Below are 21,978 nucleotides of genomic sequence, written 5' to 3'. Positions count from 1 at the left end.
TCAAAAAAAACGGCGCTTCCCATTTCTGAAAGAAGCGCCGTTTTTTCCAAGTGGACAGTTTCACGCCAAACAGGCGGGTTTCTCGATGAGCGATTCAGAGCAGGAAAATCGTCGCCAACCCCAGGAAAATGAAGAACCCGCCGCTGTCGGTCACAGCGGTAATCATGACGCTGGCACCCATGGCAGGATCGCGCCCCATGCGGGCCAGGGTCATGGGGATCAAGACCCCCATCAATGCCGCCAGCAGCAGGTTGAGCGTCATTGCGGCCGTCATGACCACCCCCAGCGACCAGCTGCCATAAAGCAGATAAGCCACCACACCAATCACCCCACCCCAAATCACGCCGTTGATCAAGGAGACCGCCAGTTCCTTGCGCATCAATCGTGATGTATTGCCGGTGCTGACCTGGTCCAGCGCCATAGCACGGACGATCATGGTGATGGTCTGGTTACCGGAGTTGCCACCGATACCGGCGACGATAGGCATCAGCGCCGCGAGCGCCACCAGCTTCTCGATGGAGCCTTCGAACAGGCCGATGACCCGGGAAGCGACAAATGCCGTGATCAGGTTGATCGCCAGCCAGGCCCAGCGGTTACGCAGGGACTTCCAGACCGAGGCGAAGATGTCTTCTTCTTCGCGCAGACCGGCCATGTTGAGGACTTCGCTTTCGCTTTCCTCACGAATCAAGTCGACCATTTCATCGATGGTCAGACGGCCGATCAACTTGCCGTTCTTGTCGACCACCGGTGCGGAAATCAAGTCATAACGTTCGAATGCCTGGGCCGCATCGTAGGCGTCTTCGTCCGGGTGGAAGCTCACCGGATCGCTGGCCATGACCTCGGCCACCTGCTTTTCCGGGTCGTTGACGAGCAAACGCTTGATGGGCAGCACGCCCTTGAGCACGCCGTCGTAGTCGACCACGAAAAGCTTGTCGGTATGGCCAGGCAGTTCCTTGAGACGACGCAGGTAGCGCAAGACCACTTCAAGGCTGACATCCTCGCGGATCGTCACCATCTCGAAGTCCATCAACGCACCGACCTGCTCCTCGTCATAGGACAACGCCGAGCGCACACGCTCACGTTGCTGGCCGTCGAGGGCTTCCATCAGTTCGTGGACAACGTCCCGTGGCAGTTCGGGCGCAAGGTCGGCGAGTTCGTCGGCGTCCATTTCCTTGGCCGCCGCCAGCAACTCATGATCATCCATGTCGGCGATCAGCGTTTCACGAACCGAGTCCGACACTTCGAGCAGGATGTCACCGTCTCGATCAGCCTTGACCAACTGCCAGACCGTCAGACGCTCTTCCAGGGGCAAGGCTTCAAGAATGTAGGCGACGTCGGCGGAGTGCAGGTCATCGAGCTTGCGTTGCAACTCGACGAGATTCTGCCGGTGGACCAGGTTCTCGACCCGGTCATGATTCGGGCCTTCCTGGCGATGCGTCAGGTCTTCGACGACCCGCTGGCGCTGCAGCAGCTCAACGACTTGAGCGAGACGATCCTGAAGGCTTTCCTGCGTTTTTTTTACTTCTACTTGGGTCATAGGCGAACTCCACTCCCAGCAGTGGAGCACGCCGGAAGGATCAATCAGTTAATTCATGATTGGCAAAACTAAATATTGAGTAACTACTGGGTAAGTCCATGGAGATATTCCAAAGCCCCGGCGGGGCTGACGGGCGCAATCATACACCGCTTGACGCTTTAAAACGCTAAAAAATCATGGCAAGAACAAGCGCTTGCGAGACAAACCTGAACGCAGGCTGAACCTTCCGCTTTACGACGACTTATCCGGAAAAGAAAACACACGCCTCGACAGAAATGCCGCGACTAACCTGTTCTCCTGCACCGTCAAGGAGGACGACCGGATGCCCATCAACCACTACCTGATCCTGCTCGCCAGCCTGCCCTGCCTGCCTTTGTGGGCCGCCGGGCAAACCGTGCATCGCTGCGAAAGCAGCGCGGGGCACGTGACATTCACCACCTTGAGTTGTGGCCCGGGTGAAGCCCTGTCACTCCAGCAGATCCATCCCTACAGCCCAGGTTCGATCGAGCCGACGACCGAGGCGATGCTGCCCGAAGCGGAGCATCGGCAAACATCCGGCAACACAACCACACGCAAGGAGCCGACCGTGGTTGGCCAGTTCCAGGACCGCTGCGGGAACCTCATCGATGCCAGGCAACGCCGCGACGCCATCCTGGAACGACGAATCGTCATCGGCATGAGCCAACAGGACGTCGAGAGCGCCCTGGGCAAGCCAGACTCAATCAAGATTCGAAATTCGAGCACACGGTATACCTACAAGGCGAAGAAAGGTCGCAGCGCAGAGGTCGTGTTCGATGAAAGGGGGTGCGTGAAAGGCAAATCGTAGACAGCAAAAAGCCCGCGTTAAACGCGGGCTTTTTGGTGTTTGGTGCACTCGACAGGATTCGAACCTGTGACCGCTCGGTTCGTAGCCGAGTACTCTATCCAGCTGAGCTACGAGTGCAAGTTGTGGTTTTATACCAGATCACAACTGGTTGAAGCCAAGTTATTTGCATTGCTGCAAACAACTCTTAAATGGTGCACTCGACAGGATTCGAACCTGTGACCGCTCGGTTCGTAGCCGAGTACTCTATCCAGCTGAGCTACGAGTGCATTTGTTGCCGCGCATTATAGGTCGTCAATTCCTTTTGTAAAGCGCTTTTTTCAGTAATTTCAATCACTTACTGATCAAGCCAGGTTCTGACGCACTAAACGAATAATGGCGGAGAACGGGGGATTCGAACCCCCGACACCCTTTTGAGGTGTACTCCCTTAGCAGGGGAGCGCCTTCGGCCACTCGGCCAGCTCTCCGCAACACGGGGCGTATATTAACCACCTTCATCCCCGTTTGCAAACATAAAAATCGATAAAAATTAATGGCTTGGTTCGTCGTCCTTCTCTTTCTTGATACGCAGGTAGATTTCCTCCCGGTGTACAGCAACCTCTTTCGGGGCGTTGACGCCGATACGCACTTGGTTTCCTTTGACGCCGAGCACGGTCACGGTGATTTCGCCATCGCCAATAATCAGGCTTTCTGCACACCGACGAGTCAGAATCAGCATACCTTTCTCCTCACGCAATTCACTTAAGGGACAACAGTCTGCAAAAAAAAGGCATTGGACCTACAACCGAAACGGTCGAAGCCTACAGGCCTAGTATTGACCAGCGCGGGCAAAAGAACAGTTTTGGGACGCGCCATTCAGAAAAACAAAGGGCGCGGTCCAGCCGCGCCCTCTGGATAACGCTTTACTCGCCCGGCTGGGCAGCAGCGTCGAGCTCGAAAGCCGTGTGCAGGGCGCGCACGGCCAGTTCCAGGTATTTCTCTTCGATCACCACGGAAACCTTGATTTCCGAAGTAGAGATCATCTGGATGTTGATGCTTTCCTTGGCCAGGGATTCGAACATGCGGCTGGCCACGCCTGCGTGGGAACGCATGCCGACACCGACGATCGAGACCTTGGCGATCTTGGTATCGCCCACCACTTCCCGGGCACCGATCTCGCCAGCGGTCTTTTTCAGGATCGCTTCGGCAGACTGGTAGTCGTTGCGGTGCACGGTGAAGGTGAAGTCAGTGGTGTTATCGTGCGAGACGTTCTGCACGATCATGTCGACTTCGATGTTCGCGGCACTGATCGGGCCGAGAATCTTGAACGCCACGCCGGGGGTGTCTGGCACGCCACGGATGGTCAGCTTGGCCTCATCGCGGTTGAAAGCGATGCCGGAAATGATCGGCTGTTCCATGGATTCCTCTTCATCAATAGTAATGAGGGTGCCCGGACCCTCTTTGAAGCTGTGCAGGACGCGCAGCGGAACGTTGTACTTGCCGGCGAACTCAACCGCCCGGATCTGCAACACCTTCGAGCCGAGACTGGCCATTTCCAGCATTTCTTCGAACGTGATCTTGTCCAGGCGCTGGGCCACAGGCACCACCCGTGGGTCGGTGGTGTAGACACCGTCCACATCGGTGTAGATCTGGCATTCGTCAGCCTTGAGAGCCGCCGCCAGTGCTACGCCCGTGGTGTCGGAACCGCCACGGCCGAGGGTGGTGATATTGCCCTGCTCGTCAACGCCCTGGAAACCGGCGACAACCACGACACGGCCAGCCTTCAGGTCGCCGCGAATCTTCTGGTCGTCGATCTGCAGGATACGCGCTTTGTTGTGCGCGCTGTCCGTCAGGATACGCACCTGGTTGCCGGTGTAGGACACCGCCGGCACGCCACGCTTGATCAGCGCCATGGCCAGCAAGGCGATGGTCACCTGCTCGCCAGTGGAAACGATCACGTCCAGCTCACGGGGAACCGGTTGCTGGTCGCCGCTGATTTGCTTGGCCAGATCGATCAGACGGTTGGTCTCGCCGCTCATTGCCGACAGCACAACCACCAGGTCATCGCCCGCTTCACGGAATTTCTTAACCTTGTCGGCGACTTGTTCGATTCTCTCGACAGTGCCGACCGAGGTGCCTCCAAATTTCTGTACGATCAAAGCCATTTCAAAGCCGCCTCTGCCCATGAAGGGCGCCCAATAAATCACTCAAACAGCGGCCAGGCTCGTCACTAGACCACGAGCCCGGCGACGCTGCCTTAAATACCCTGCTCTACGAATGCAACGGTCTGGGCCAGTGCCGCGTCCAGGGCGCCGACGTCGGTACCACCGCCTTGCGCCATGTCCGGACGACCACCGCCCTTGCCGCCCACTGCCGCAGCGGCCTGCTTCATCAAATCACCGGCCTTGAGTTGGCCAGTCAGGTCTTTGGTCACGCCTGCGACGAGAACGACCTTTTCCTCATGGACACTGCCGAGCAGGATCACTGCGCGGCCGAGTTTGTTTTTCAGTTGATCGACCAGCGCCAGCAGCGCCTTGCCATCCTGGCCGTCCAGACGCACGGCCAGCACCTTCACACCCTTGACGTCCACCGCCTGGGCCGACAGATCGTCGCCCGCGGCGCTGGCGGCCTTGGCCTGCAACTGCTCGAGCTGCTTCTCCAGCAGACGGTTGCGCTCCAGCACAGCCGACAGCTTGTCGATCAGGTTGTCGCGACTGCCCTTGATCAGGGTAGCCGCTTCCTTGAGTTGTTCTTCGGCCGCGTTGAGGTACGCCAGGGCCGCGGCGCCGGTGACCGCTTCGATCCGGCGCACACCGGATGCTACGCCACCTTCGCTGACGATTTTCATCAGGCCGATGTCGCCGGTCCGGTTGGCGTGGATACCACCGCACAGTTCAACGGAGAAGTCGCCCATGCTCAGCACGCGCACGCTGTCGCCGTACTTCTCACCGAACAACGCCATCGCGCCCTTGCGCTTGGCGGTCTCGATGTCGGTCTCTTCGGTTTCCACCGGGGAATTCTTGCGAATCTCGGCGTTGACGATCTCTTCCAGCGCCTTGAGTTGCTCAGGCTTGATGGCTTCGAAATGGCTGAAGTCAAAGCGCAGGCGCTGACTGTCCACCAACGAGCCCTTCTGCTGGACATGCTCGCCCAGCACCTGGCGCAACGCCGCGTGCAGCAAGTGCGTGGCGGAGTGGTTCAGCGACGTGGCATGGCGCACTTCGGCGTCGACATGGGCGGCCACCGGGGCGGCGATCATCAGGCTGCCCGACGCCAGCACGCCGTGGTGCAGGAACGCGCCGCCGGTCTTGGTGGTGTCACGCACGTCGAAACGCGAGCTGCCCGCCTGCAGGTAACCGCTGTCGCCGATCTGGCCGCCGGACTCGGCGTAGAACGGGGTCTTGTCCAGCACGATCACACCTTCCTGGCCTTCGCTCAGGATGTCGACCGATTGCCCGTCCTTATAGATGGCAACGATCTTGGCCGAGCCGGTGGTGCCGGCATAACCGGTGAACTCGGTGGCCACGTCTACCTTGACCAGGCTGTTGTAGTCCATGCCGAAGGAGCTGGCGGAACGCGCACGCACCCGCTGGGCTTCCATCTCGCGCTCGAACCCTTCCTCGTCGAGGGTCAGGTTGCGTTCGCGGGCGATGTCGCCGGTCAGGTCCATCGGGAAGCCATAGGTGTCGTACAGCTTGAACACCACGTCGCCCGGGACCACGTTGCCCTTGAGTTCGGCCAGGTCCTGCTCGAGGATCTTCAAGCCTTGCTCCAGGGTCTTGGCGAATTGCTCTTCTTCAGCCTTGAGTACGCGTTCGATATGCGCCTGCTGGGACTTGAGTTCCGGAAAGGCGTCGCCCATCTCGGCCGCCAATGCCGCGACGATCTGATAGAAGAAGCTGCCCTTGGCGCCCAGCTTGTTACCGTGACGGCAGGCGCGACGGATGATCCGGCGCAGTACATAACCACGGCCTTCGTTGGAAGGCAGCACGCCGTCGGCAATCAGGAAGCCGCAGGAACGGATGTGGTCGGCGACCACTTTCAGCGAGGCCTGGTTGTCGTTGGTGCAACCGATGGCCTTGGCCGACGCGCTCAGCAGACTCTGGAACAGGTCGATTTCGTAGTTGGAGTGAACGTGCTGCAGCACCGCACTGATCCGTTCCAGGCCCATGCCGGTGTCCACCGACGGCGCTGGCAGCGGATGCAACACGCCATCGGCGGTGCGGTTGAACTGCATGAATACGTTGTTCCAGATCTCGATGTAGCGATCGCCGTCTTCTTCCGGCGAGCCGGGTGGGCCGCCCCAGATGTCGGCGCCGTGATCGTAGAAGATCTCGGTGCAAGGGCCGCATGGGCCGGTGTCGCCCATGGTCCAGAAGTTATCGGAGGCGTAAGGCGCGCCTTTGTTGTCGCCAATGCGCACCATGCGCTCTGCCGGGACACCGACCTCTTTGGTCCAGATGTCATAGGCTTCGTCGTCGGTGGCATAGACCGTTACCCAAAGCTTTTCCTTGGGCAGGTTCAGCCACTTGTCGGACGTCAGGAAGGTCCAGGCGAAGGTGATGGCGTCACGCTTGAAATAGTCACCGAAGCTGAAGTTACCCAGCATTTCGAAGAACGTGTGGTGACGTGCGGTATAGCCGACGTTTTCCAGGTCGTTGTGCTTGCCGCCGGCACGCACGCACTTCTGGCTGCTTACCGCGCGGGTGTAGGCACGTTTTTCCTGGCCCAGGAAGCAGTCCTTGAACTGGTTCATCCCCGCGTTGGTGAACAGCAGGGTCGGGTCGTTGCCCGGAATCAAAGAGCTGGAGGCTACTCGGGTGTGGCCTTGCTCTTCGAAGAAGCGAAGGAAGGCTTCACGGATTTCTGCGCTTTTCATTAGGTTCTTCCACGGAGGCTGCGGCCAAAGGCCTGTGCAAAACGTCAACAGACGAAGCAACGGCAAAGGGCCGCATTATATCGGCCCTGCGCGTGGGGTACAGCGTGTTTATACGATAGAAACTGTCAATTGCCCCGGTTAGCGGGTCATTGGCGAGAAAATTCGACGAAAGTGGCGACCACCTGGTCGATTTGCGCCGCGCTCACGTCCATGTGCGTCACCATTCGCAGGCGTGGCGCCGCGCTGAGCTTGACACCCCGTTCATCGGCAAACGCCTTGATCGCCTCGGCCCGCTCGCCCATTTGTACGTAGACCATGTTGGTTTGCACCGGCTCGACCTCGTAGCCCGCCCCACGCAAGCCCTCGGCAAGCCGCTGGGCATTGGCGTGGTCATCGGCCAGGCGCTGGACCTGATGTTCCAGGGCATACAGCCCTGCCGCCGCGAGGATCCCGGCCTGGCGCATGCCGCCACCGACCATCTTGCGCAGCCGGCGGGCCTTGCCGATCAGTTCGACGCTGCCGCACAGGACCGAGCCCACCGGAGCGCCAAGGCCCTTGGACAGGCACACCGACACCGAATCGAAATGTTGCGTGATTTGCCGGGCATCGACATTCAGCTTGACCGCGGCGTTGTACAGTCGCGCCCCGTCCAGGTGCAGGGCCAGGCCATGCTCCTGGGTGAAACGCCGGGCCCGGGCCAGGTATTCCAAGGGCAGCACCTTGCCCTGCATGGTGTTTTCCAGGGCCAGCAGGCGGGTGCGGGCAAAGTGAAAGTCATCGGGCTTGATCGCCGCGGCGACGTGCGCCAGGTCCAGGGAACCGTCCGCCTGCACCTCGAGAGGCTGGGGCTGGATCGAACCGAGCACCGCCGCACCGCCGCCCTCGTATTTGTAGGTGTGGGCCTGCTGACCGACGATGTACTCATCGCCGCGCTCGCAGTGGGCCATCAACCCCAACAGATTGCTCATCGTGCCCGAGGGCACGAACATTGCCGCAGCGAAGCCCAGGCGCCCAGCCAGTTCGGCTTCGAGGCGATTGACGGTCGGGTCTTCGCCATACACATCATCGCCGGTTGGCGCGCTGGCCATGGCATCCAGCATGCCGGCAGTAGGTTGGGTGACCGTGTCGCTGCGAAGATCGATAACACTCATGAATCTGGCCTCGGGCTCTGGTGGGGGAATTCCCTTTCGAAGGGCAATTACTGCGGGCATGGGCAGGAATAATCAAGCCTGATCGACGGAAAGCCTGAAGATTATCCGGAACTCCTGTGGGAGCGAGCTTGCTCGCGATAGCGGTGGTTCAGCTTGCCTTGATGCTGGCTGCAATGGCGCTATCGCGAGCAAGCTCGCTCCCACAGTAGGTTATGTGTTAAAAATCCTCCGCTGCCAACAACCATGGCGGCAAAAACGTTCTCAGGGCGGGGTGTAATTCCCCACCGGCGGTAATTGCACGCAACGTGTATAGCCCGCGAGCGCTTGGTGCTACACCGCCTTTTGGGGTGTAGCGGCAAGGTCAGCAGACCCGGTGTGATCCCGGGGCCGACGGTCATAGTCCGGATGAAGAGAGAACGGGATTGGTACCCAAGGGCCGACTGCGACTGTCTTGTACGCGGCGTACCCTCGAATCCCCTTCGATTCATGACGCCCTGTTTTTCACACAAACAGGAACCAGAACATGCAACCCACTGCAATCGACAGCAAAAGCAAAAGTCATCCGGGCGAGCGCGTCGCGTTCATCCAGGCCTGCTGGCACAAGGAAATCGTCGACCAGAGCCGTAAAGGCTTCGTCGCCGAAATGATCACCCAGGGTTACCAGGAAAGCGACATCGACTTCTTCGAAGTCGGCGGCGCCTTCGAGATTCCGCTGCACGCCAAGCTGCTGGCCAAGTCAGGCCGCTACGCCGGCATCGTCGCCGCCGGCCTGGTGGTGGACGGGGGCATCTACCGTCACGAGTTCGTTGCCCAATCGGTCATCAGCGGCCTGATGCAGGTGCAGCTGGAAACCGAAGTGCCGGTGTTCTCGGTGGTGCTCACGCCGCATCATTTCCATGCCGGGGAAGAGCATCAGAAATTCTTCTTCGAGCATTTCGTGCACAAGGGCCAGGAAGCGGCGAAGACTTGCGCCGATACCTTGCACAAGACCCGGGCGTTGCGTCGCAGTGAGCAGCGGGCGGTAGCGAGCTAAAAGCCACTAAAAAACCTGTGGGAGCGAGCTTGCTCGCGATGACGGAGTGTCAGTCACCTTCAACATTTGACTGGAACACCGCTATCGCGAGCAAGCTCGCTCCCACAATGGTTCGGCGTGGGTTTTAGATCAGGTTTTCGTCAGTCGCCGGCACGATCAGGATCCCGGCCCGCAAGCCATTCTTGACCTTGGGGTTCGGGAAAATGATCCGGGCGCCCTCCTCTTCGATCACCCAGCGGGTCTGGGCGATGTCCTCGGCCAGCACATAACCTTTTTCAAGCTCGGAGAAGTTCTCGATGTCCGCCGGCAGGTTCAGGCGGAAGCTGTCGCTGTGCTTGATGATTTCCCGCGCCACGCTGAATAGCTGGAGGCCGTCGAGGCCTTCATCCAGCGCCGGTTCGTTGCCTTCGATGATCTGTTGCAGGCGAGTTTCCAGCAGGCTGACGTTGACCCCGTCGTTCTGCCCGAACGGCCGGGCCTTGCCCAGTTCCAGGGTGAAGGACTCGGCGCCGAGCTGATCGTAGGTGTAGGCACTGAAGACGATGGACGGCTTGTTCTGCAGCAACACCGCCTCCATGCCCGCGGCACGCAAGCGTGCCAGCTCACGGCGTGAATGCGCGCGGCCTTCCTTCCATGGGTACAGGGCAAACTGCTCGATCTTCGAGCCGCGGATAGCGGTGTGCAGGTCGTAATGCAAGCGACTGCGTTCCGGCCGACTGAAGAAACTGGCGGCCAGCCGCTCCAGCTCGCAGGCCCGCAGCGCTTCAGGACCGCCACTGAGCTCATGGCGACCGTTGAACAGCCGGTTGACGTCCTGTTCGACGAAACGCTCACCGCGCCGGATGGCCTCGGGGTTGCCGAACAGGAACAGAATGCGTGCCCGCGGTTTCAGGTCGCCACGGGCAATGTCGTGCAGCAGGCGGTCGAGCAATTCGATCGGCGCGGTTTCATTGCCGTGGATACCGGCCGACAGCAGCAGGTCCAGGCCGTTATCCCGGGCTTCGGGCGGCTTGACCTCCAGCGCGCCCTCGCTCAACCAGCGCATCCGTACGCCTTCGACAGTCAGTTGAGTCTTCTCCGCCGGTTCACGGCCGGCGAGGGTCAGTTCAAGCAGTTTGCCGAGGGCGAGCATAGCGCGGTTTCCTTAGTGGTCGTGGCCGCAATCCGGGCCATGGACATGGTCATCGTCGCCGACGTCCGCCGGTTCCATTTCCAGTTGCAGGCTGACCAGGTTGGTCGCCAATGGACGCAACAACAGGTTGGCGTATTCCTCGTCCCCTTCCTCGACATCGACGCCGATCAGCAACTGACCGCGGCCGTCCTGCTGGATCCACAACTCCTTGCCTTGCCACATCACCGCGACACGGGTGCAGGAGGTTTCCAGTTGGGTGCCGTCGGTGTCTTCAAGGATCAGCTGCAGGGTATCGCTCATGTCTTTAGGTTCTCGTCTGGGGATAAGGCAACGCGCCCTGCTTTGACTGTAGTCAGGTCGCGCGCGCTTTCAATTGATCTGGAAAGGATAAACCGCGCCAAGTTTAAGGATTTGTGTCAGTTCATCCAGTGCCGCACGGCATTCGAGCAGCAACTGCGGGTCTGCCAGGTCATTTTCGGTCATGCGGTCGCGGTAGTGCCGCTCGACCCATTGGGTCAGCGAATCGTACAGCGGCGCGGTCATGATAACCCCTGGGTTGACGGCCGCCAGCTCGGTTTCATTGAGGGCCACGCGCAACCTCAGGCAAGCCGGGCCGCCACCGTTCTGCATGCTTTGCTTGAGGTCGAAGACCTTCACTTCGCGAATCACCCCGCCAGCGCCCGTCAGGCCTTGCAGGTATTGCCAGACGCGTTCGTTGCCGCGGCATTCTTCCGGCACGATCAAGAGCATGGAGCCGTCGGGACGCGACAGCAACTGGCTATTGAACAGGTAGGAACGTACCGCGTCATCGACAGTCACCGCCGAACGCGGTACGCACACCGACTGAAATTTCCCACCGACCTTGGCGAGTTTGCCGCTCAGTTCGGCCAGCATCCTGTCGGTCTCGAGAAACGCGTCCTCGTGATAGAACAGCACTTCGCCATTGCCCACCGCGATCACGTCGTTGTGGAACACACCCTGGTCGATCACCGACGGATTCTGTTGGGCGTACACCACGCCCTCCTCCCGCAGCCCATGCAGGCGGGCAACGGCCTGGGAGGCTTCCAGGGTCTGGCGCGCCGGGTATTTCTGCGGTGCGGGATAACGGGTGTCGAAGGCGCTGCGACCGAAGACGAAGAATTCGACGCCGGCCTCGCCGTAGGCACGGCAGAAACGCGTGTGGTTGGCCGCACCTTCATCGCCGAACTGCGCCACCGCCGGCAACGCGGCGTGGTGGGCGAAGTGCTGCTGGTCGGCAAACATCGCCCCCAACACGCGACTGGTGGTCGGGTGTTCGATGCTGCGGTGGTATTTGCAGTTCAGGTTGGCGGCGGTGAAATGCACGCGACCGTCGGCAGTGTCGGCGCTCGGGCTGACCGTGGCGGCGTTGGCCACCCACATGCTGGAGGCCGAGCAGCTGGCGACCAGCAACGGCATCGCTTCTTTCGCGGCCTGCTGGATCACCTGGGCATCGCTGCCGGCAAAGCCCAAGCGGCGCAGGGCCGCCACGTCCGGACGCTCCTGCGGTGCCAGCACGCCCTGCTGGAACCCCATGTCCATCAGCGCTTTCATTTTCGCCAGGCCCTGCAACGCCGCTTCCTTGGGGTTGGAGGACTGCTGGCTGTTGCTCTGGGACGCGACGTTGCCGTACGAGAGCCCGCCGTAGTTATGGGTCGGCCCCACTAGACCGTCAAAGTTGACTTCATAGGATTTCATCAGCGAGGCTCCACGAGAATCTGTTTTTTATAGGCATCAAATAACAACCGCATCGCGGCCTTCGCGAGCAAGCTCGCTCCCACATGGATTGCGCAAGACCCTGTGGGAGCGAGCTTGCTCGCGATCGGGGTTCACACCATTCTCACACCGGGGGTCAGGGCAGCCGGCATGACAAGGCTCGGGGTCTCCAGGGAAGCCACCGGGTACGCGCAATAATCGGCCGCGTAATAAGCACTGGCGCGATGGTTGCCCGAGGCACCGACACCGCCGAACGGGGCGCTGCTGGCGGCGCCGGTCAGCTGTTTGTTCCAGTTGACGATACCGGCGCGGCTCTGCAGCCAGAATTGCTGGTAACGCTCCTGGGAATCGGACAGCAACCCGGCGGCCAGGCCGTATTGCGTATTGTTGGCCTCGGTGATGGCGGCGGCGAAGTCCGTGTAGCGGATCACTTGCAGCAACGGCCCGAACAGCTCTTCATCAGGACGCTCGGCCACCGCCGTCACATCCAGGATACCCGGCGTCAGCAATGCCGCCTGGGGCTGCGGCTGGGTCATGGCCAACAGCGGCACGGCGCCTTTGCCGAGCAAATGGTTTTGCGCATCCATCAGCGCCTTCGCCGCGCCCAGGGAAATCACCGAACCCATGAACGGTGCCGGTTGCTGGTCGAAGGCACCGACTTCAAGGGTCGAGCTGACCGCCACCAGGCGCGCCAGCAAGGCATCGCCCCAGGCACCTTCCGGCACCAGCAGGCGCCGCGCACAGGTGCAGCGCTGTCCGGCGGAAATGAAGGCGGACTGGATAATGGTGTAGACCGCCGCATCGACGTCCGCCACCTCATCCACCACCAGCGGGTTGTTACCGCCCATCTCCAGCGCGAGGATCTTGTCCGGGCGCCCGGAAAATTGTTGATGCAGCAGATTGCCGGTGCGGCTGGAGCCGGTGAAGAACAGCCCGTCGATACCTGGGTTCGCTGCCAGGGCGATACCGGTTTCCCGCGCGCCTTGCAGCAGGTTCAGCACACCCGCCGGCAGACCGGCCTCGACCCAGCACTTGACCGTCAGCTCGGCGACTTTCGGCGTCAGCTCGCTCGGCTTGAACAACACGCTGTTGCCGGCCAGCAGCGCTGGCACGATATGACCGTTGGGCAAGTGACCAGGGAAGTTGTAAGGGCCGAAGACCGCCACCACACCATGAGGCTTGTGGCGCAGCACGGCGGTGGCGTCGCCCAGGGGGCCGCTCTTCTCGCCGGTCCGCTCGCGGTAGCTCTGCACCGAAATGGCGACTTTATTGACCATGCTGGTCACTTCGGTCGCCGCTTCCCACAACGGCTTGCCGGTTTCTTCACCGATGCACTGGGCCAGTTCGTCGGCGTGGCTTTTCAGGGCCGCGGCAAAAGCTTCCAGCACCTGGAGGCGTTCACCCAGCGAGCGCCGTGCCCAGTCCGGGAACGCCTGGCGCGCGGCCTGCACCGCCGATTCCACTTGCGCCGCCGTGGCGCCGTTGCCCGACCACAACACCTGCTGGGTCACGGGGTTCAACGACTCAAAGAGGTCGCCCTGGCCTTCCAGCCAGCTACCTGCGATGTACAACGAATTCATCATTTCGACTCCCGGGCAGCGGACAACGCAACGGCACGCACCTGGTCGCCGGCATTGAGTTGAAGACGTTTGGCGGTCAGCGGATCGACCACCAGAGTGCCTGCGGCGAAGCGCGCTGGTGCAGCGGTGATGCGGCAGTCTTCGCGCTTGCGGTTATGGATGAGGAACGGCGTGGCGTCATCGCCCGGCGTGCCGATGGCCAACACCAGCGCCTGGCTGTCGCGAATCGCGCGGATCTTGCCGGTTTCGCACTCCACCGCCGGGCCGGCGTCGAAGATGTCGACGTAACCCTGATAGCTGAAACCTTCGCTCTTGAGCATCGACAAGGCCGGCTCAGTGTCCGGATGAACCTGGCCAATCACGGCCCGGGCATCTTCGGACAAGAAACAGGTGTACAGCGGGAACTTGGGCATCAGTTCAGCGATGAATGCCTTGTTGCCCACGCCGGTGAGGTAGTCGGCCTGGCTGAACTCCATTTTGAAGAAATGCCGGCCCAGGCTTTCCCAGAACGGCGAACGTCCGTTGTCGTCGGACATGCCGCGCATCTCGGCAATGATCTTGTTGCCGAACAACTGCGGGAACTCGGCGATGAACAACAGCCGCGCCTTGGCCAGCATCCGGCCATTGAGGCCACTGCGGTAGTCGGCGTGGAGGAACAGCGAGCACAGCTCGGAATTGCCGGTCAGGTCGTTGGCCAGGAACAGGGTCGGGATTTCCCGATAGATGTTCAATTCCTGGGAAGCGCTGACCGTCAGGCCGACCCGAAAGTTGTACCAGGGCTCACGCAGCCCCACGGCACCGGCGATGGCGGAAATGCCCACCACGCGCCCGTCATCGTCTTCGAGCACGAACAGGTAGTCCGCATCACCGCGCCCGGCTTCGCCGCGAAAGGTCTTCTCGGCCCAACCGACCCGATGGGCCAGGCGCTCTTCATTGGCCGGCAAGGTGGTCAGGCCGGTGCCCGTGCTGCGGGCCAGGGCGATCAGAGCGGGTAAATCGCTGCTGCGTACGGGACGAACGATCATGCTATCTCCTCAAACGGGCCGCTTGCGCCACCCGCGAAACTCATTAAACCGCCACCAGGCGCACGCTGGCGCCTTCGCCAACGCCCAAGGCTTCGGCCGCTTCCATATCCAGGGTCACCGGTTTGCCCGGCGCGTAGTCGAGTTCGAGCAGCACGGCGCGGTAATCCTGCAACTGGGCATTGGCCACCAGGTATTGGCGACCGACGCCCTTGACCGGTTCGCCGATCTTGACCGGCACCACGCGGCTCTGGGCGATCGAGCGGATGCCCGAGACGCGGGCATGCAGGGTCGGGCCACCGTCGAAGATGTCGATGTAGTGATCGGTCTCGAAACCCTCGCGCATCAGGATGTCGAAGGTGATCTGCGCCCGCGGATGTACCTGGCCCATGGCTTCCTGGGCGGCATCCGGCAACAGCGGCACATAGATCGGGTAATGGGGCATCAGCTCGGCGAGGAAGGTACGGCTCTTCAGCCCGCACAGGCGCTCGGCGGCAGCGTAGTTGAGGTCGAAGAAGTTGCGACCGATGGCGTCCCAGAACGGCGAGTCGCCATTCTCATCGCTGTAGCCGACGATCTCGGTCACCACCGAATCGGCGAACCGCTCCGGATGGCTGGCGACGAACAACAGCCGCCCCCGTGAATTGAGTTCCGACCATGGCGAACCCACCAGTTCCGGCACCACGTAGAAACTGGTCAGCAGGCTGTTGCCGGTCAGGTCGTGGCATTGGGAGAGCACGTGGATCTTGTTATGGATCTTCAGCTCACGGGAGGCGTGAACGAAGGTCTCGTTGCGAAAGCTGTAGAACGGCTCGGAATAACCGGCCGACGCGACGATGGCCGAACAGCCCGCCAGCTTGCCGGTCGCGGTGTCTTCGAGGACGAAGAAATAGCTCTCTTCACCGTTGAAGCTGACTTCGGCGGCAAACGAGGCTTCGCTTGCGGCAATCTTGTCGCTCAGGCGTTCCACGTCATCCGGCAAGGAAGTGACACCGATCGGACTGTCCGCAGCCAGACGCTGTACCTCGCCCAGATCCGCCATTTGCGCGGGGCGCATCACCAGCATGGTGTCACTCCTTAACTTGAAATAAAGGGTTCGACCCTCAGGTCGACACACAGAAAAAAACTAAACGAACACGCGGGTCCGCATTGCATCTGCCGCGGTCTTCGATTTTTCAGCCGCAGCAAGCCCCCCTGTGGGAGCGAGCTTGCTCGCGATAGCGGTGTGCCAGTCAACATCGATGCTGGCTGGTCCGACGCCATCGCGAGCAAGCTCGCTCCCACAAGGGGGCCGGCTTCAGCCTCAGGCTTGCGTCAGCTTCGCCGCAGCCCGCTCGAAGCGGTCCAGGCCGGCGTCGATGTCGGCGTCTTCCACTACCAGGCTCGGGGCGAAGCGAATCACGTCCGGGCCGGCTTGCAGGATCATCAGGCCTTCCTGTTCGGCGGCGTTGAAGATGTCCTTGGCCTTGCCTTTCCAGGCATCGTTCAGCACGCAGCCGATCAGCAGGCCCAGGCCACGCACTTGGGTGAACAGGCCGTACTTCTCGCCGATCTGCTCCAGGCGCGCCTTGAACTTGGCGTGCTTGGTTTTGACACCACCGAGCACCTCAGGCGTATTGACCACATCGATCACCGCTTCGGCCACCGCGCAGGCCAGCGGGTTGCCGCCATAGGTGGTGCCGTGGGTGCCGACCACCAGGTGCTTGGCCAGGGCTTCGGTGGTGAGCATCGCCGCAATCGGGAAACCACCGCCCAGGCTCTTGGCGCTGGTGAGGATGTCCGGGACCACGCCGTAATGCATGTAGGCGAACAGATGACCGCTGCGGCCCATGCCGGTCTGCACCTCATCGAACACCAGCAGCGCGTCGTGGGCATCGCACAAGTCACGGGCGCCTTGCAGGTAGGCCTGCTCGGCCGGCAGCACGCCGCCCTCGCCCTGGATCGGCTCCAGCACCACGGCGCAGGTCTTGTCCGAGACAGCGGCTTTCAACGCGGCCAGGTCGTTATAAGGAACGTGGGTGATGCCAGTGATTTTAGGTCCGAAACCGTCGGAGTACTTCGACTGCCCGCCGACGTTGACGGTGAACAGGGTGCGACCGTGGAAGCTATTGAGCGCGGCGATGATTTCGTATTTTTCGCTGCCGAAACGATCGAACGCAACGCGACGGGCCAGCTTGAAGGCGGCCTCGTTGGCTTCGGCGCCGGAGTTGCAGAAAAACGCGCGCTCGGCAAAGGTCGCGTTGACCAGCTTGTGGGCCAGGCGCAGGGCCGGCTCATTGGTAAAGACGTTGGAGACGTGCCACAGCTTGTTGGCCTGTTCGGTCAGAGCACCGACCAGTGCCGGGTGGGCGTGGCCCAGTACGTTGACTGCAATGCCGCCAGCAAAGTCGATCAACTCACGACCGGATTGGTCCCATACGCGGGAACCGGCACCACGCACAGGTATGAAGGCAGCAGGTGCATAGTTGGGAACCATAACCTGGTCGAAATCGGCGCGTTGTACCGCGGCTTGCTCAACGGACATCGGAGTCTCCTGATGAGGAACACCCGCCTGGAACTGGCGGGCTTGGTAAGGATTGTAAGGACAGTTTTCAGCCCGGCCTTGCCGCCAAGCGACAACTTCTTATAGCGCCAACCCACGTTTTGCGCGGGTTTACGGCAATGCGACAAATAGCGTCGCAAAGGCGCAGTTTAAACGTTGCCAAGGGATTTGAGGCGCCCGCCTCCACATTTCCGCTGCCAGACACAAAACACCTGTGGGAGCGAGCTTGCTCGCGATAGCGGTGTATCAGTCAACATCGATGCTGGCTGGTCCGACGCCATCGCGAGCAAGCTCGCTCCCACAATTTTCTGTGTCGACCGCCCTATCCGCAGCCTTGCCGCCTAGCCCCGCTCGGACGGCACCGAGGACAATTCGAACGGGCTGCTGCTGCGTCGCTGGTTGCGGTCTTCCCGCGGCGTGGCGCCGAAGAAGTTGCGGTAGGCGCTGGAGAAGTGTGGCCCCGAGGAGAAACCGCAGGACAGGCCGATCTGGATGATGGATTTGCTGGTCTGCATCAACATCTGCCGGGCCTTGTTCAGGCGCAGTTCCAGGTAATACTGGCTGGGCACGCGATTGAGGTATTGCTTGAAGATCCGTTCCAGTTGCCGGCGGGATACACACACATGCTGGGCGATTTCGTCGGTGGTCAGCGGCTCTTCGATATTGGCTTCCATCAGCAGCACCGCCTGGGTGAGCTTTGGATGGCTGGAGCCGAGGCGGTTCTGCAACGGGATGCGCTGGCGCTCGCCGCCTTCACGAATGCGCTCGACCACCAACTCTTCCGACACCGCGCCGGCCAGCTCCGCACCGTGATCCCGGGCCAGGACCGCCAGCAACAGGTCCAGCACCGACATGCCGCCGCAAGCGCTCAGGCGATCGCGATCCCAGTCAAACAGATGGCTGGTGGCGATGACCTTGGGGAAACGTTCGGAGAAGTCGTCCTGCCAGCGCCAATGCACGGCAGCACGGTAACCGTCGAGCAAACCCAGCTGGGCCAAGGGATAGACACCCGCCGACAAACCACCGATCACACACCCGGCACGCACCAGTTGCTTGAGGGCGCTGCTCAGGGGCGAGGCCAGTGCGGTCGGCGGCTCATCGGCCAGCAGAAACAGCTTCTGGAACCCCTCGAGCTTGCCGGCCCAAGGTTCGCCCGGCAATTGCCAGGCGCCGGCGGCCGGTGGCTCGGCCTGCAGGAACGACAGCTCGTAGACCACATCCGGATGCACCCGCTGAGCGACACGCAAGGCCTCCTCGGCCAGCGCCAGCGTCAAGGCTTTAGTGCTGGGCCAAATCAGGAAACCTATTCGATGGGCAGTCATGGCGGGCGATCCGAAGCGAAAACAGTGTTAAAGCCAAAAGCGGCTGCAACCAAATTAGACCATCTGGCGCGCGGTGCGCAGCATGACCCAAATCAGGTGCGTAACGGGAGCGATTACTTGAGGCTGCCCGAAAGAAATTGTTGCAGGCGCTCCGATTGCGGATTGACCAGCACTTCACGCGGGTTGCCGCTTTCTTCGACGATACCCTTGTGCAGGAACACCAGCTGGTTCGAGACCTCGCGGGCAAAGCCCATTTCGTGAGTCACCACCACCATGGTCCGACCTTCCACGGCCAGGGCCTGCATCACCTTGAGCACATCGCCCACCAGCTCCGGGTCCAGCGCCGAGGTCGGTTCGTCGAACAGCATCACCTCAGGCTCCATCGCCAGCGCACGGGCAATCGCCACACGCTGCTGCTCGCCGCCGGACATGTGGCCCGGGTAGGCATCCTTGCGATGGGCCACGCCGACCTTGTTCAGGTAGTGCTCGGCCTTCTCCCGCGCTTCAGCCTTGGCCACGCCCAGTACATGCACGGGCGCCTCCATGATGTTTTCCAGCGCGGTCATGTGGGACCACAGGTTGAAATGCTGGAACACCATCGACAGCCGCGAACGCATGCGCTGCAGTTGCTTGGGGTCCGCGGCCTTCATGGCGCCATCCTTGCCGGCGACCAGTTTCAGCTCTTCGTTGTTGAGCAGAATCTTGCCGGCATGGGGTTGCTCGAGCAGGTTGATGCAACGCAGGAAGGTACTCTTGCCGGAGCCACTGGAGCCGATGATGCTGATCACATCGCCAGCGGCGGCCTTCAGGGACACGCCCTTGAGCACTTCGTGACTGCCATAGCGTTTATGCAGGTCTTGGACTTCAAGCTTGTACATGCGGTCGGTTCTCACAAAACGTCAGTCGTTGAGCAGTCGATCGGATCGATGCGTTATCAGTGCTTGCGCGGGGCCAGGTAACCCAGCCAGCGGCGCTCGGCCAGTTTGAACAGGCGCACCAGAATGAAGGTCAGGCACAGGTAGAAAGCGCCGGCCGTGATGTAGGCCTCGAACGGCAAGTAATACTGCGCATTCACCGTGCGCGCCGCGCCGGTGATGTCGATCAGGGTCACGATGGATGCCAGACTGGTGGTCTGCAACATCATGATCACTTCGTTGCTGTATTGCGGCAGCGCCCGACGCAAGGCCGACGGCAGCAGGATCCGGCGATACAGCTTGTAGCGCGACATACCCATGGCCTTGGCCGCTTCGATCTCACCATTGGGCGTGGCCCGCAGGCTGCCGGCGATGATTTCGGCGGTGTAGGCGCTGGTGTTGATGGCAAACGCCAGGCACGCACAGAACGTCGCGCTGGACAGCCACGGCCAGAGGAAGCTTTCGCGCACGATCGCGAACTGCGCCAGCCCGTAATAGATCAGGAACAGCTGCACCAGCATCGGCGTGCCGCGGATCACGTAGGTGTAGAGCCAGGCCGTCATGTTGACGATCGGCTGCTTGGACACCCGCATCAGCCCCAGGGGCAACGCCGCCAGCAGGCCGAAGAACAGCGACAGGGCCAACAATTTGAGGGTGGTCAGCAAGCCACTGAAATACAGCGGCAAGGCTTCATAGATGACGTTGTAGTCGAAGATCATAGATCAGCCGCCCTTACGCCTACCGAGTAGCGCTTCTCAAGGTGACGCAACGCCAGCAACGAGACACTGGTGATCACCAGGTACATCGCCGCCACTGCGAGGAAGAAGGTGAAAGGCTCGCGAGTGGCATCCGCCGCCTGCTTGGCCTTGAACATCATGTCTTGCAGGCCCACCACGGAAATCAGCGCGGTGGCCTTGGTCAATACCAGCCAGTTGTTGGTGAAGCCCGGAATCGCCAGGCGAATCATCTGCGGCACCAGCACCCGGAAGAACACCTGGAAGCCGCTCATGCCATACGCCATGCCCGCCTCGGCCTGGCCCTTGGGGATCGCCATGAATGCACCGCGAAAGGTCTCCGACAGGTACGCACCGAAGATGAAGCCCAGGGTGCCGATACCGGCCGCCAGCGGGTTCAGGTCGATGTAGTCGTCATAGCCGAGCATCGGTGCCACGCGATTGAGCAAGTCCTGACCGCCGTAGAAAATCAGCAGGATCAGCACCAGGTCGGGAATGCCGCGAATGACCGTGGAATACAGGTCGCCCAGCCACGCCAGCCAGCGCACCGGAGAAAGGCGCAACGCAACGCCGATCAAACCCAGGACGATGGCCAGGGCCATGGACGACAAGGCGAGCTCAAGCGTCAACCATGCGCCATCGAGGATGACAGCCCCGTAGCCTTTCAACATGATTCAGGTCCTCGAAAGTGGGATGAAAAAATGGCGCAAACCGCAGAGATCCTGTTGCTTGCGCCATTTCGCACGAGTGGCGGGACGTCGTTACTTGCCGTAGATATCGAAAGCGAAGTATTTGTCCTGGATTTGCTTGTACTTGCCGCTCTCGCGGATGGCGGTGATCGCGCCATTGATCTTGTCTTTCAGCGCATCGCCCTTGCGAACCGCGATACCGATGCCGTCGCCGAAGTATTTCTCGTCGGTGAAGGCTGGACCTACGAATGCGAAGCCCTTGCCGGCATCGGTCTTGAGGAAACCGTCATCCAACAGGGTAGCGTCTGCCACGGTGCCGTCGAGGCGGCCGGCGGCAACGTCCAGGTAGATTTCGTTCTGCGAACCGTACGGCTTGATCTCGGCACCCAGCGGAGCCAGGACTTCACGGGCGAAACGCTCATGGATCGAACCGCGCTGCACGCCGATGTTCTTGCCCTTGAGCTCGGCGAGGTTGTCGCTGACCTGGGTACCGGCCTTCATCACCAGACGGGCCGGGGTGTTGTAGTACTTGTTGGTGAAATCAACGGACTTCTTGCGATCTTCAGTGATGGACATGGACGACAGGATCGCGTCGATCTTGCGCACCTTCAGCGCCGGTATCAGGCCGTCGAATTCTTGCTCGACCCATACGCACTTGACCTTCATTTCTTCGCACAGCGCGTTGCCGATGTCGTAGTCGAAGCCGACGATGCTGCCATCCGGGGCTTTCGAGGCGAACGGAGGGTAAGCCGCTTCGATACCAATCTTCAGGGGTTTCTCATCAGCGAAGGTCGGCAGGGACAGCACGGACAGTGCCAGGGCGCCAAGCAGCACAAGTTTCTTCATCTTGGGACTCCATCGGTAAAGGGCAAAAACGGCAGAGTGAGCAACAGCCCAATATGCGAAT

Annotated in this window: 19 protein-coding genes, 3 tRNA genes and 1 riboswitch; of the genes, 2 read left to right on the top strand and 20 right to left on the bottom strand. The window is 61.0% G+C overall.

All coding sequences use genetic code 11. From position 1 onward, the window contains the following. Positions 1 to 94: 94 nt before the first annotated feature. A complete protein-coding gene (gene mgtE, locus J4E63_RS14930; protein ID WP_060741018.1) occupies positions 95 to 1,537 on the bottom strand; it encodes a magnesium transporter in 1,443 nt (480 codons plus the stop codon). A gap of 322 nt (positions 1,538 to 1,859) precedes the next feature. Here mgtE and J4E63_RS14925 point away from each other — a divergent pair, with 322 nt between their 5' ends. Continuing rightward, positions 1,860 to 2,363, top strand: a complete 504-nt coding sequence (locus tag J4E63_RS14925) for a cell envelope protein SmpA (protein ID WP_207283214.1) — start codon at positions 1,860 to 1,862, stop codon at positions 2,361 to 2,363. Positions 2,364 to 2,403: 40 nt separating this feature from the next. Here J4E63_RS14925 and J4E63_RS14920 read toward each other — a convergent pair. From J4E63_RS14920 to ltaE, 7 genes are all read right to left on the bottom strand, one after another. Then, positions 2,404 to 2,480: transfer RNA gene (locus tag J4E63_RS14920), tRNA-Arg, on the bottom strand. Between the two features lie 72 nt (positions 2,481 to 2,552). Continuing rightward, positions 2,553 to 2,629: transfer RNA gene (locus tag J4E63_RS14915), tRNA-Arg, on the bottom strand. 107 nt (positions 2,630 to 2,736) lie between these two features. Continuing rightward, a tRNA-Ser gene (locus J4E63_RS14910) sits at positions 2,737 to 2,827 on the bottom strand. Positions 2,828 to 2,889: 62 nt separating this feature from the next. Next, the gene (gene csrA / locus J4E63_RS14905) at positions 2,890 to 3,078 is read right to left on the bottom strand and encodes a carbon storage regulator CsrA (protein WP_003178872.1); all 189 of its coding nucleotides are present in this window, start codon (positions 3,076 to 3,078) and stop codon (positions 2,890 to 2,892) included. 184 nt (positions 3,079 to 3,262) lie between these two features. Beyond that, positions 3,263 to 4,504: an aspartate kinase gene (locus J4E63_RS14900; RefSeq protein WP_014339802.1), complete on the bottom strand. Its 1,242-nt coding sequence runs from the start codon at positions 4,502 to 4,504 to the stop codon at positions 3,263 to 3,265. Positions 4,505 to 4,596: 92 nt separating this feature from the next. Next, positions 4,597 to 7,218, bottom strand: a complete 2,622-nt coding sequence (gene alaS / locus J4E63_RS14895; protein WP_207282542.1) for an alanine--tRNA ligase — start codon at positions 7,216 to 7,218, stop codon at positions 4,597 to 4,599. A 146-nt stretch (positions 7,219 to 7,364) separates the two neighbouring features. Then, positions 7,365 to 8,369, bottom strand: coding sequence for a low-specificity L-threonine aldolase (gene ltaE / locus J4E63_RS14890; RefSeq protein ID WP_207282541.1), 1,005 nt, complete (start codon positions 8,367 to 8,369; stop codon positions 7,365 to 7,367). Positions 8,370 to 8,622: 253 nt separating this feature from the next. Next, a riboswitch (FMN riboswitch) is annotated at positions 8,623 to 8,791 on the top strand. 101 nt (positions 8,792 to 8,892) lie between these two features. Here ltaE and J4E63_RS14885 point away from each other — a divergent pair. Beyond that, positions 8,893 to 9,402, top strand: a complete 510-nt coding sequence (locus tag J4E63_RS14885; protein ID WP_060741013.1) for a 6,7-dimethyl-8-ribityllumazine synthase — start codon at positions 8,893 to 8,895, stop codon at positions 9,400 to 9,402. A 124-nt stretch (positions 9,403 to 9,526) separates the two neighbouring features. Here the strand turns inward: J4E63_RS14885 and astE are convergent, their stop codons facing one another. From astE to J4E63_RS14825, 12 genes are all read right to left on the bottom strand, one after another. Then, positions 9,527 to 10,534, bottom strand: a complete 1,008-nt coding sequence (gene astE, locus J4E63_RS14880; RefSeq protein WP_207282540.1) for a succinylglutamate desuccinylase — start codon at positions 10,532 to 10,534, stop codon at positions 9,527 to 9,529. Between the two features lie 12 nt (positions 10,535 to 10,546). Then, positions 10,547 to 10,834 carry a hypothetical protein gene (locus J4E63_RS14875; protein ID WP_003178862.1) on the bottom strand — a complete coding sequence of 96 codons (288 nt, stop codon included), beginning with the start codon at positions 10,832 to 10,834 and terminating at the stop codon, positions 10,547 to 10,549. 69 nt (positions 10,835 to 10,903) lie between these two features. Next, the gene (gene astB / locus J4E63_RS14870) at positions 10,904 to 12,250 is read right to left on the bottom strand and encodes an N-succinylarginine dihydrolase (RefSeq protein WP_192261212.1); all 1,347 of its coding nucleotides are present in this window, start codon (positions 12,248 to 12,250) and stop codon (positions 10,904 to 10,906) included. A 131-nt stretch (positions 12,251 to 12,381) separates the two neighbouring features. Beyond that, the gene (gene astD / locus J4E63_RS14865; RefSeq protein ID WP_207282539.1) at positions 12,382 to 13,851 is read right to left on the bottom strand and encodes a succinylglutamate-semialdehyde dehydrogenase; all 1,470 of its coding nucleotides are present in this window, start codon (positions 13,849 to 13,851) and stop codon (positions 12,382 to 12,384) included. Then, a complete protein-coding gene (gene astA, locus J4E63_RS14860) occupies positions 13,848 to 14,873 on the bottom strand; it encodes an arginine N-succinyltransferase (protein WP_039591862.1) in 1,026 nt (341 codons plus the stop codon). The genes astD and astA overlap by 4 nt, the downstream gene beginning before the upstream one ends. A gap of 43 nt (positions 14,874 to 14,916) precedes the next feature. Continuing rightward, positions 14,917 to 15,936, bottom strand: coding sequence for an arginine/ornithine succinyltransferase subunit alpha (gene aruF / locus J4E63_RS14855; protein ID WP_092201660.1), 1,020 nt, complete (start codon positions 15,934 to 15,936; stop codon positions 14,917 to 14,919). A 237-nt stretch (positions 15,937 to 16,173) separates the two neighbouring features. Next, complete coding sequence (locus J4E63_RS14850; protein ID WP_060741008.1) at positions 16,174 to 17,394, bottom strand: aspartate aminotransferase family protein; 1,221 nt, start codon at positions 17,392 to 17,394, stop codon at positions 16,174 to 16,176. Between the two features lie 359 nt (positions 17,395 to 17,753). Beyond that, a complete protein-coding gene (locus J4E63_RS14845) occupies positions 17,754 to 18,734 on the bottom strand; it encodes a GlxA family transcriptional regulator (protein WP_060741007.1) in 981 nt (326 codons plus the stop codon). Between the two features lie 113 nt (positions 18,735 to 18,847). Next, complete coding sequence (locus J4E63_RS14840; protein ID WP_060741006.1) at positions 18,848 to 19,612, bottom strand: ABC transporter ATP-binding protein; 765 nt, start codon at positions 19,610 to 19,612, stop codon at positions 18,848 to 18,850. 56 nt (positions 19,613 to 19,668) lie between these two features. Continuing rightward, complete coding sequence (locus tag J4E63_RS14835; RefSeq protein ID WP_060741005.1) at positions 19,669 to 20,367, bottom strand: ABC transporter permease; 699 nt, start codon at positions 20,365 to 20,367, stop codon at positions 19,669 to 19,671. Beyond that, on the bottom strand, positions 20,364 to 21,053 hold the full coding sequence (locus J4E63_RS14830; protein ID WP_060741004.1) for an ABC transporter permease: 690 nt from the start codon (positions 21,051 to 21,053) through the stop codon (positions 20,364 to 20,366). Before J4E63_RS14830 ends, J4E63_RS14835 begins: the two co-directional genes overlap by 4 nt. Positions 21,054 to 21,143: 90 nt before the next feature. Continuing rightward, entirely contained in the window at positions 21,144 to 21,917 is a 774-nt protein-coding gene (locus J4E63_RS14825; RefSeq protein WP_092259063.1) for an ABC transporter substrate-binding protein, read from the bottom strand. Positions 21,918 to 21,978: the final 61 nt, after the last annotated feature.

It is taken from the genome of Pseudomonas sp. FW300-N2F2, assembly GCF_017351655.1.
GTDB lineage: Bacteria > Pseudomonadota > Gammaproteobacteria > Pseudomonadales > Pseudomonadaceae > Aquipseudomonas > Aquipseudomonas fluorescens_AA.
This window is presented reverse-complemented; position numbering and strand designations above follow the sequence as displayed.

Excerpts from the sequence above, each read along its gene's own strand:
- mgtE (WP_060741018.1), bottom strand. The coding sequence starts at position 1,537 with ATGACCCAAGTAGAAGTAAAAAAAACGCAGGAAAGCCTTCAGGATCGT.
- J4E63_RS14925 (WP_207283214.1), top strand. The coding sequence starts at position 1,860 with ATGCCCATCAACCACTACCTGATCCTGCTCGCCAGCCTGCCCTGCCTG.
- csrA (WP_003178872.1), bottom strand. The coding sequence starts at position 3,078 with ATGCTGATTCTGACTCGTCGGTGTGCAGAAAGCCTGATTATTGGCGAT.
- J4E63_RS14900 (WP_014339802.1), bottom strand. The coding sequence starts at position 4,504 with ATGGCTTTGATCGTACAGAAATTTGGAGGCACCTCGGTCGGCACTGTC.
- alaS (WP_207282542.1), bottom strand. The coding sequence starts at position 7,218 with ATGAAAAGCGCAGAAATCCGTGAAGCCTTCCTTCGCTTCTTCGAAGAG.
- ltaE (WP_207282541.1), bottom strand. The coding sequence starts at position 8,369 with ATGAGTGTTATCGATCTTCGCAGCGACACGGTCACCCAACCTACTGCC.
- J4E63_RS14885 (WP_060741013.1), top strand. The coding sequence starts at position 8,893 with ATGCAACCCACTGCAATCGACAGCAAAAGCAAAAGTCATCCGGGCGAG.
- astE (WP_207282540.1), bottom strand. The coding sequence starts at position 10,534 with ATGCTCGCCCTCGGCAAACTGCTTGAACTGACCCTCGCCGGCCGTGAA.
- J4E63_RS14875 (WP_003178862.1), bottom strand. The coding sequence starts at position 10,834 with ATGAGCGATACCCTGCAGCTGATCCTTGAAGACACCGACGGCACCCAA.
- astB (WP_192261212.1), bottom strand. The coding sequence starts at position 12,250 with ATGAAATCCTATGAAGTCAACTTTGACGGTCTAGTGGGGCCGACCCAT.
- astD (WP_207282539.1), bottom strand. The coding sequence starts at position 13,851 with ATGATGAATTCGTTGTACATCGCAGGTAGCTGGCTGGAAGGCCAGGGC.
- astA (WP_039591862.1), bottom strand. The coding sequence starts at position 14,873 with ATGATCGTTCGTCCCGTACGCAGCAGCGATTTACCCGCTCTGATCGCC.
- aruF (WP_092201660.1), bottom strand. The coding sequence starts at position 15,936 with ATGCTGGTGATGCGCCCCGCGCAAATGGCGGATCTGGGCGAGGTACAG.
- J4E63_RS14850 (WP_060741008.1), bottom strand. The coding sequence starts at position 17,394 with ATGTCCGTTGAGCAAGCCGCGGTACAACGCGCCGATTTCGACCAGGTT.
- J4E63_RS14845 (WP_060741007.1), bottom strand. The coding sequence starts at position 18,734 with ATGACTGCCCATCGAATAGGTTTCCTGATTTGGCCCAGCACTAAAGCC.
- J4E63_RS14840 (WP_060741006.1), bottom strand. The coding sequence starts at position 19,612 with ATGTACAAGCTTGAAGTCCAAGACCTGCATAAACGCTATGGCAGTCAC.
- J4E63_RS14835 (WP_060741005.1), bottom strand. The coding sequence starts at position 20,367 with ATGATCTTCGACTACAACGTCATCTATGAAGCCTTGCCGCTGTATTTC.
- J4E63_RS14830 (WP_060741004.1), bottom strand. The coding sequence starts at position 21,053 with ATGTTGAAAGGCTACGGGGCTGTCATCCTCGATGGCGCATGGTTGACG.
- J4E63_RS14825 (WP_092259063.1), bottom strand. The coding sequence starts at position 21,917 with ATGAAGAAACTTGTGCTGCTTGGCGCCCTGGCACTGTCCGTGCTGTCC.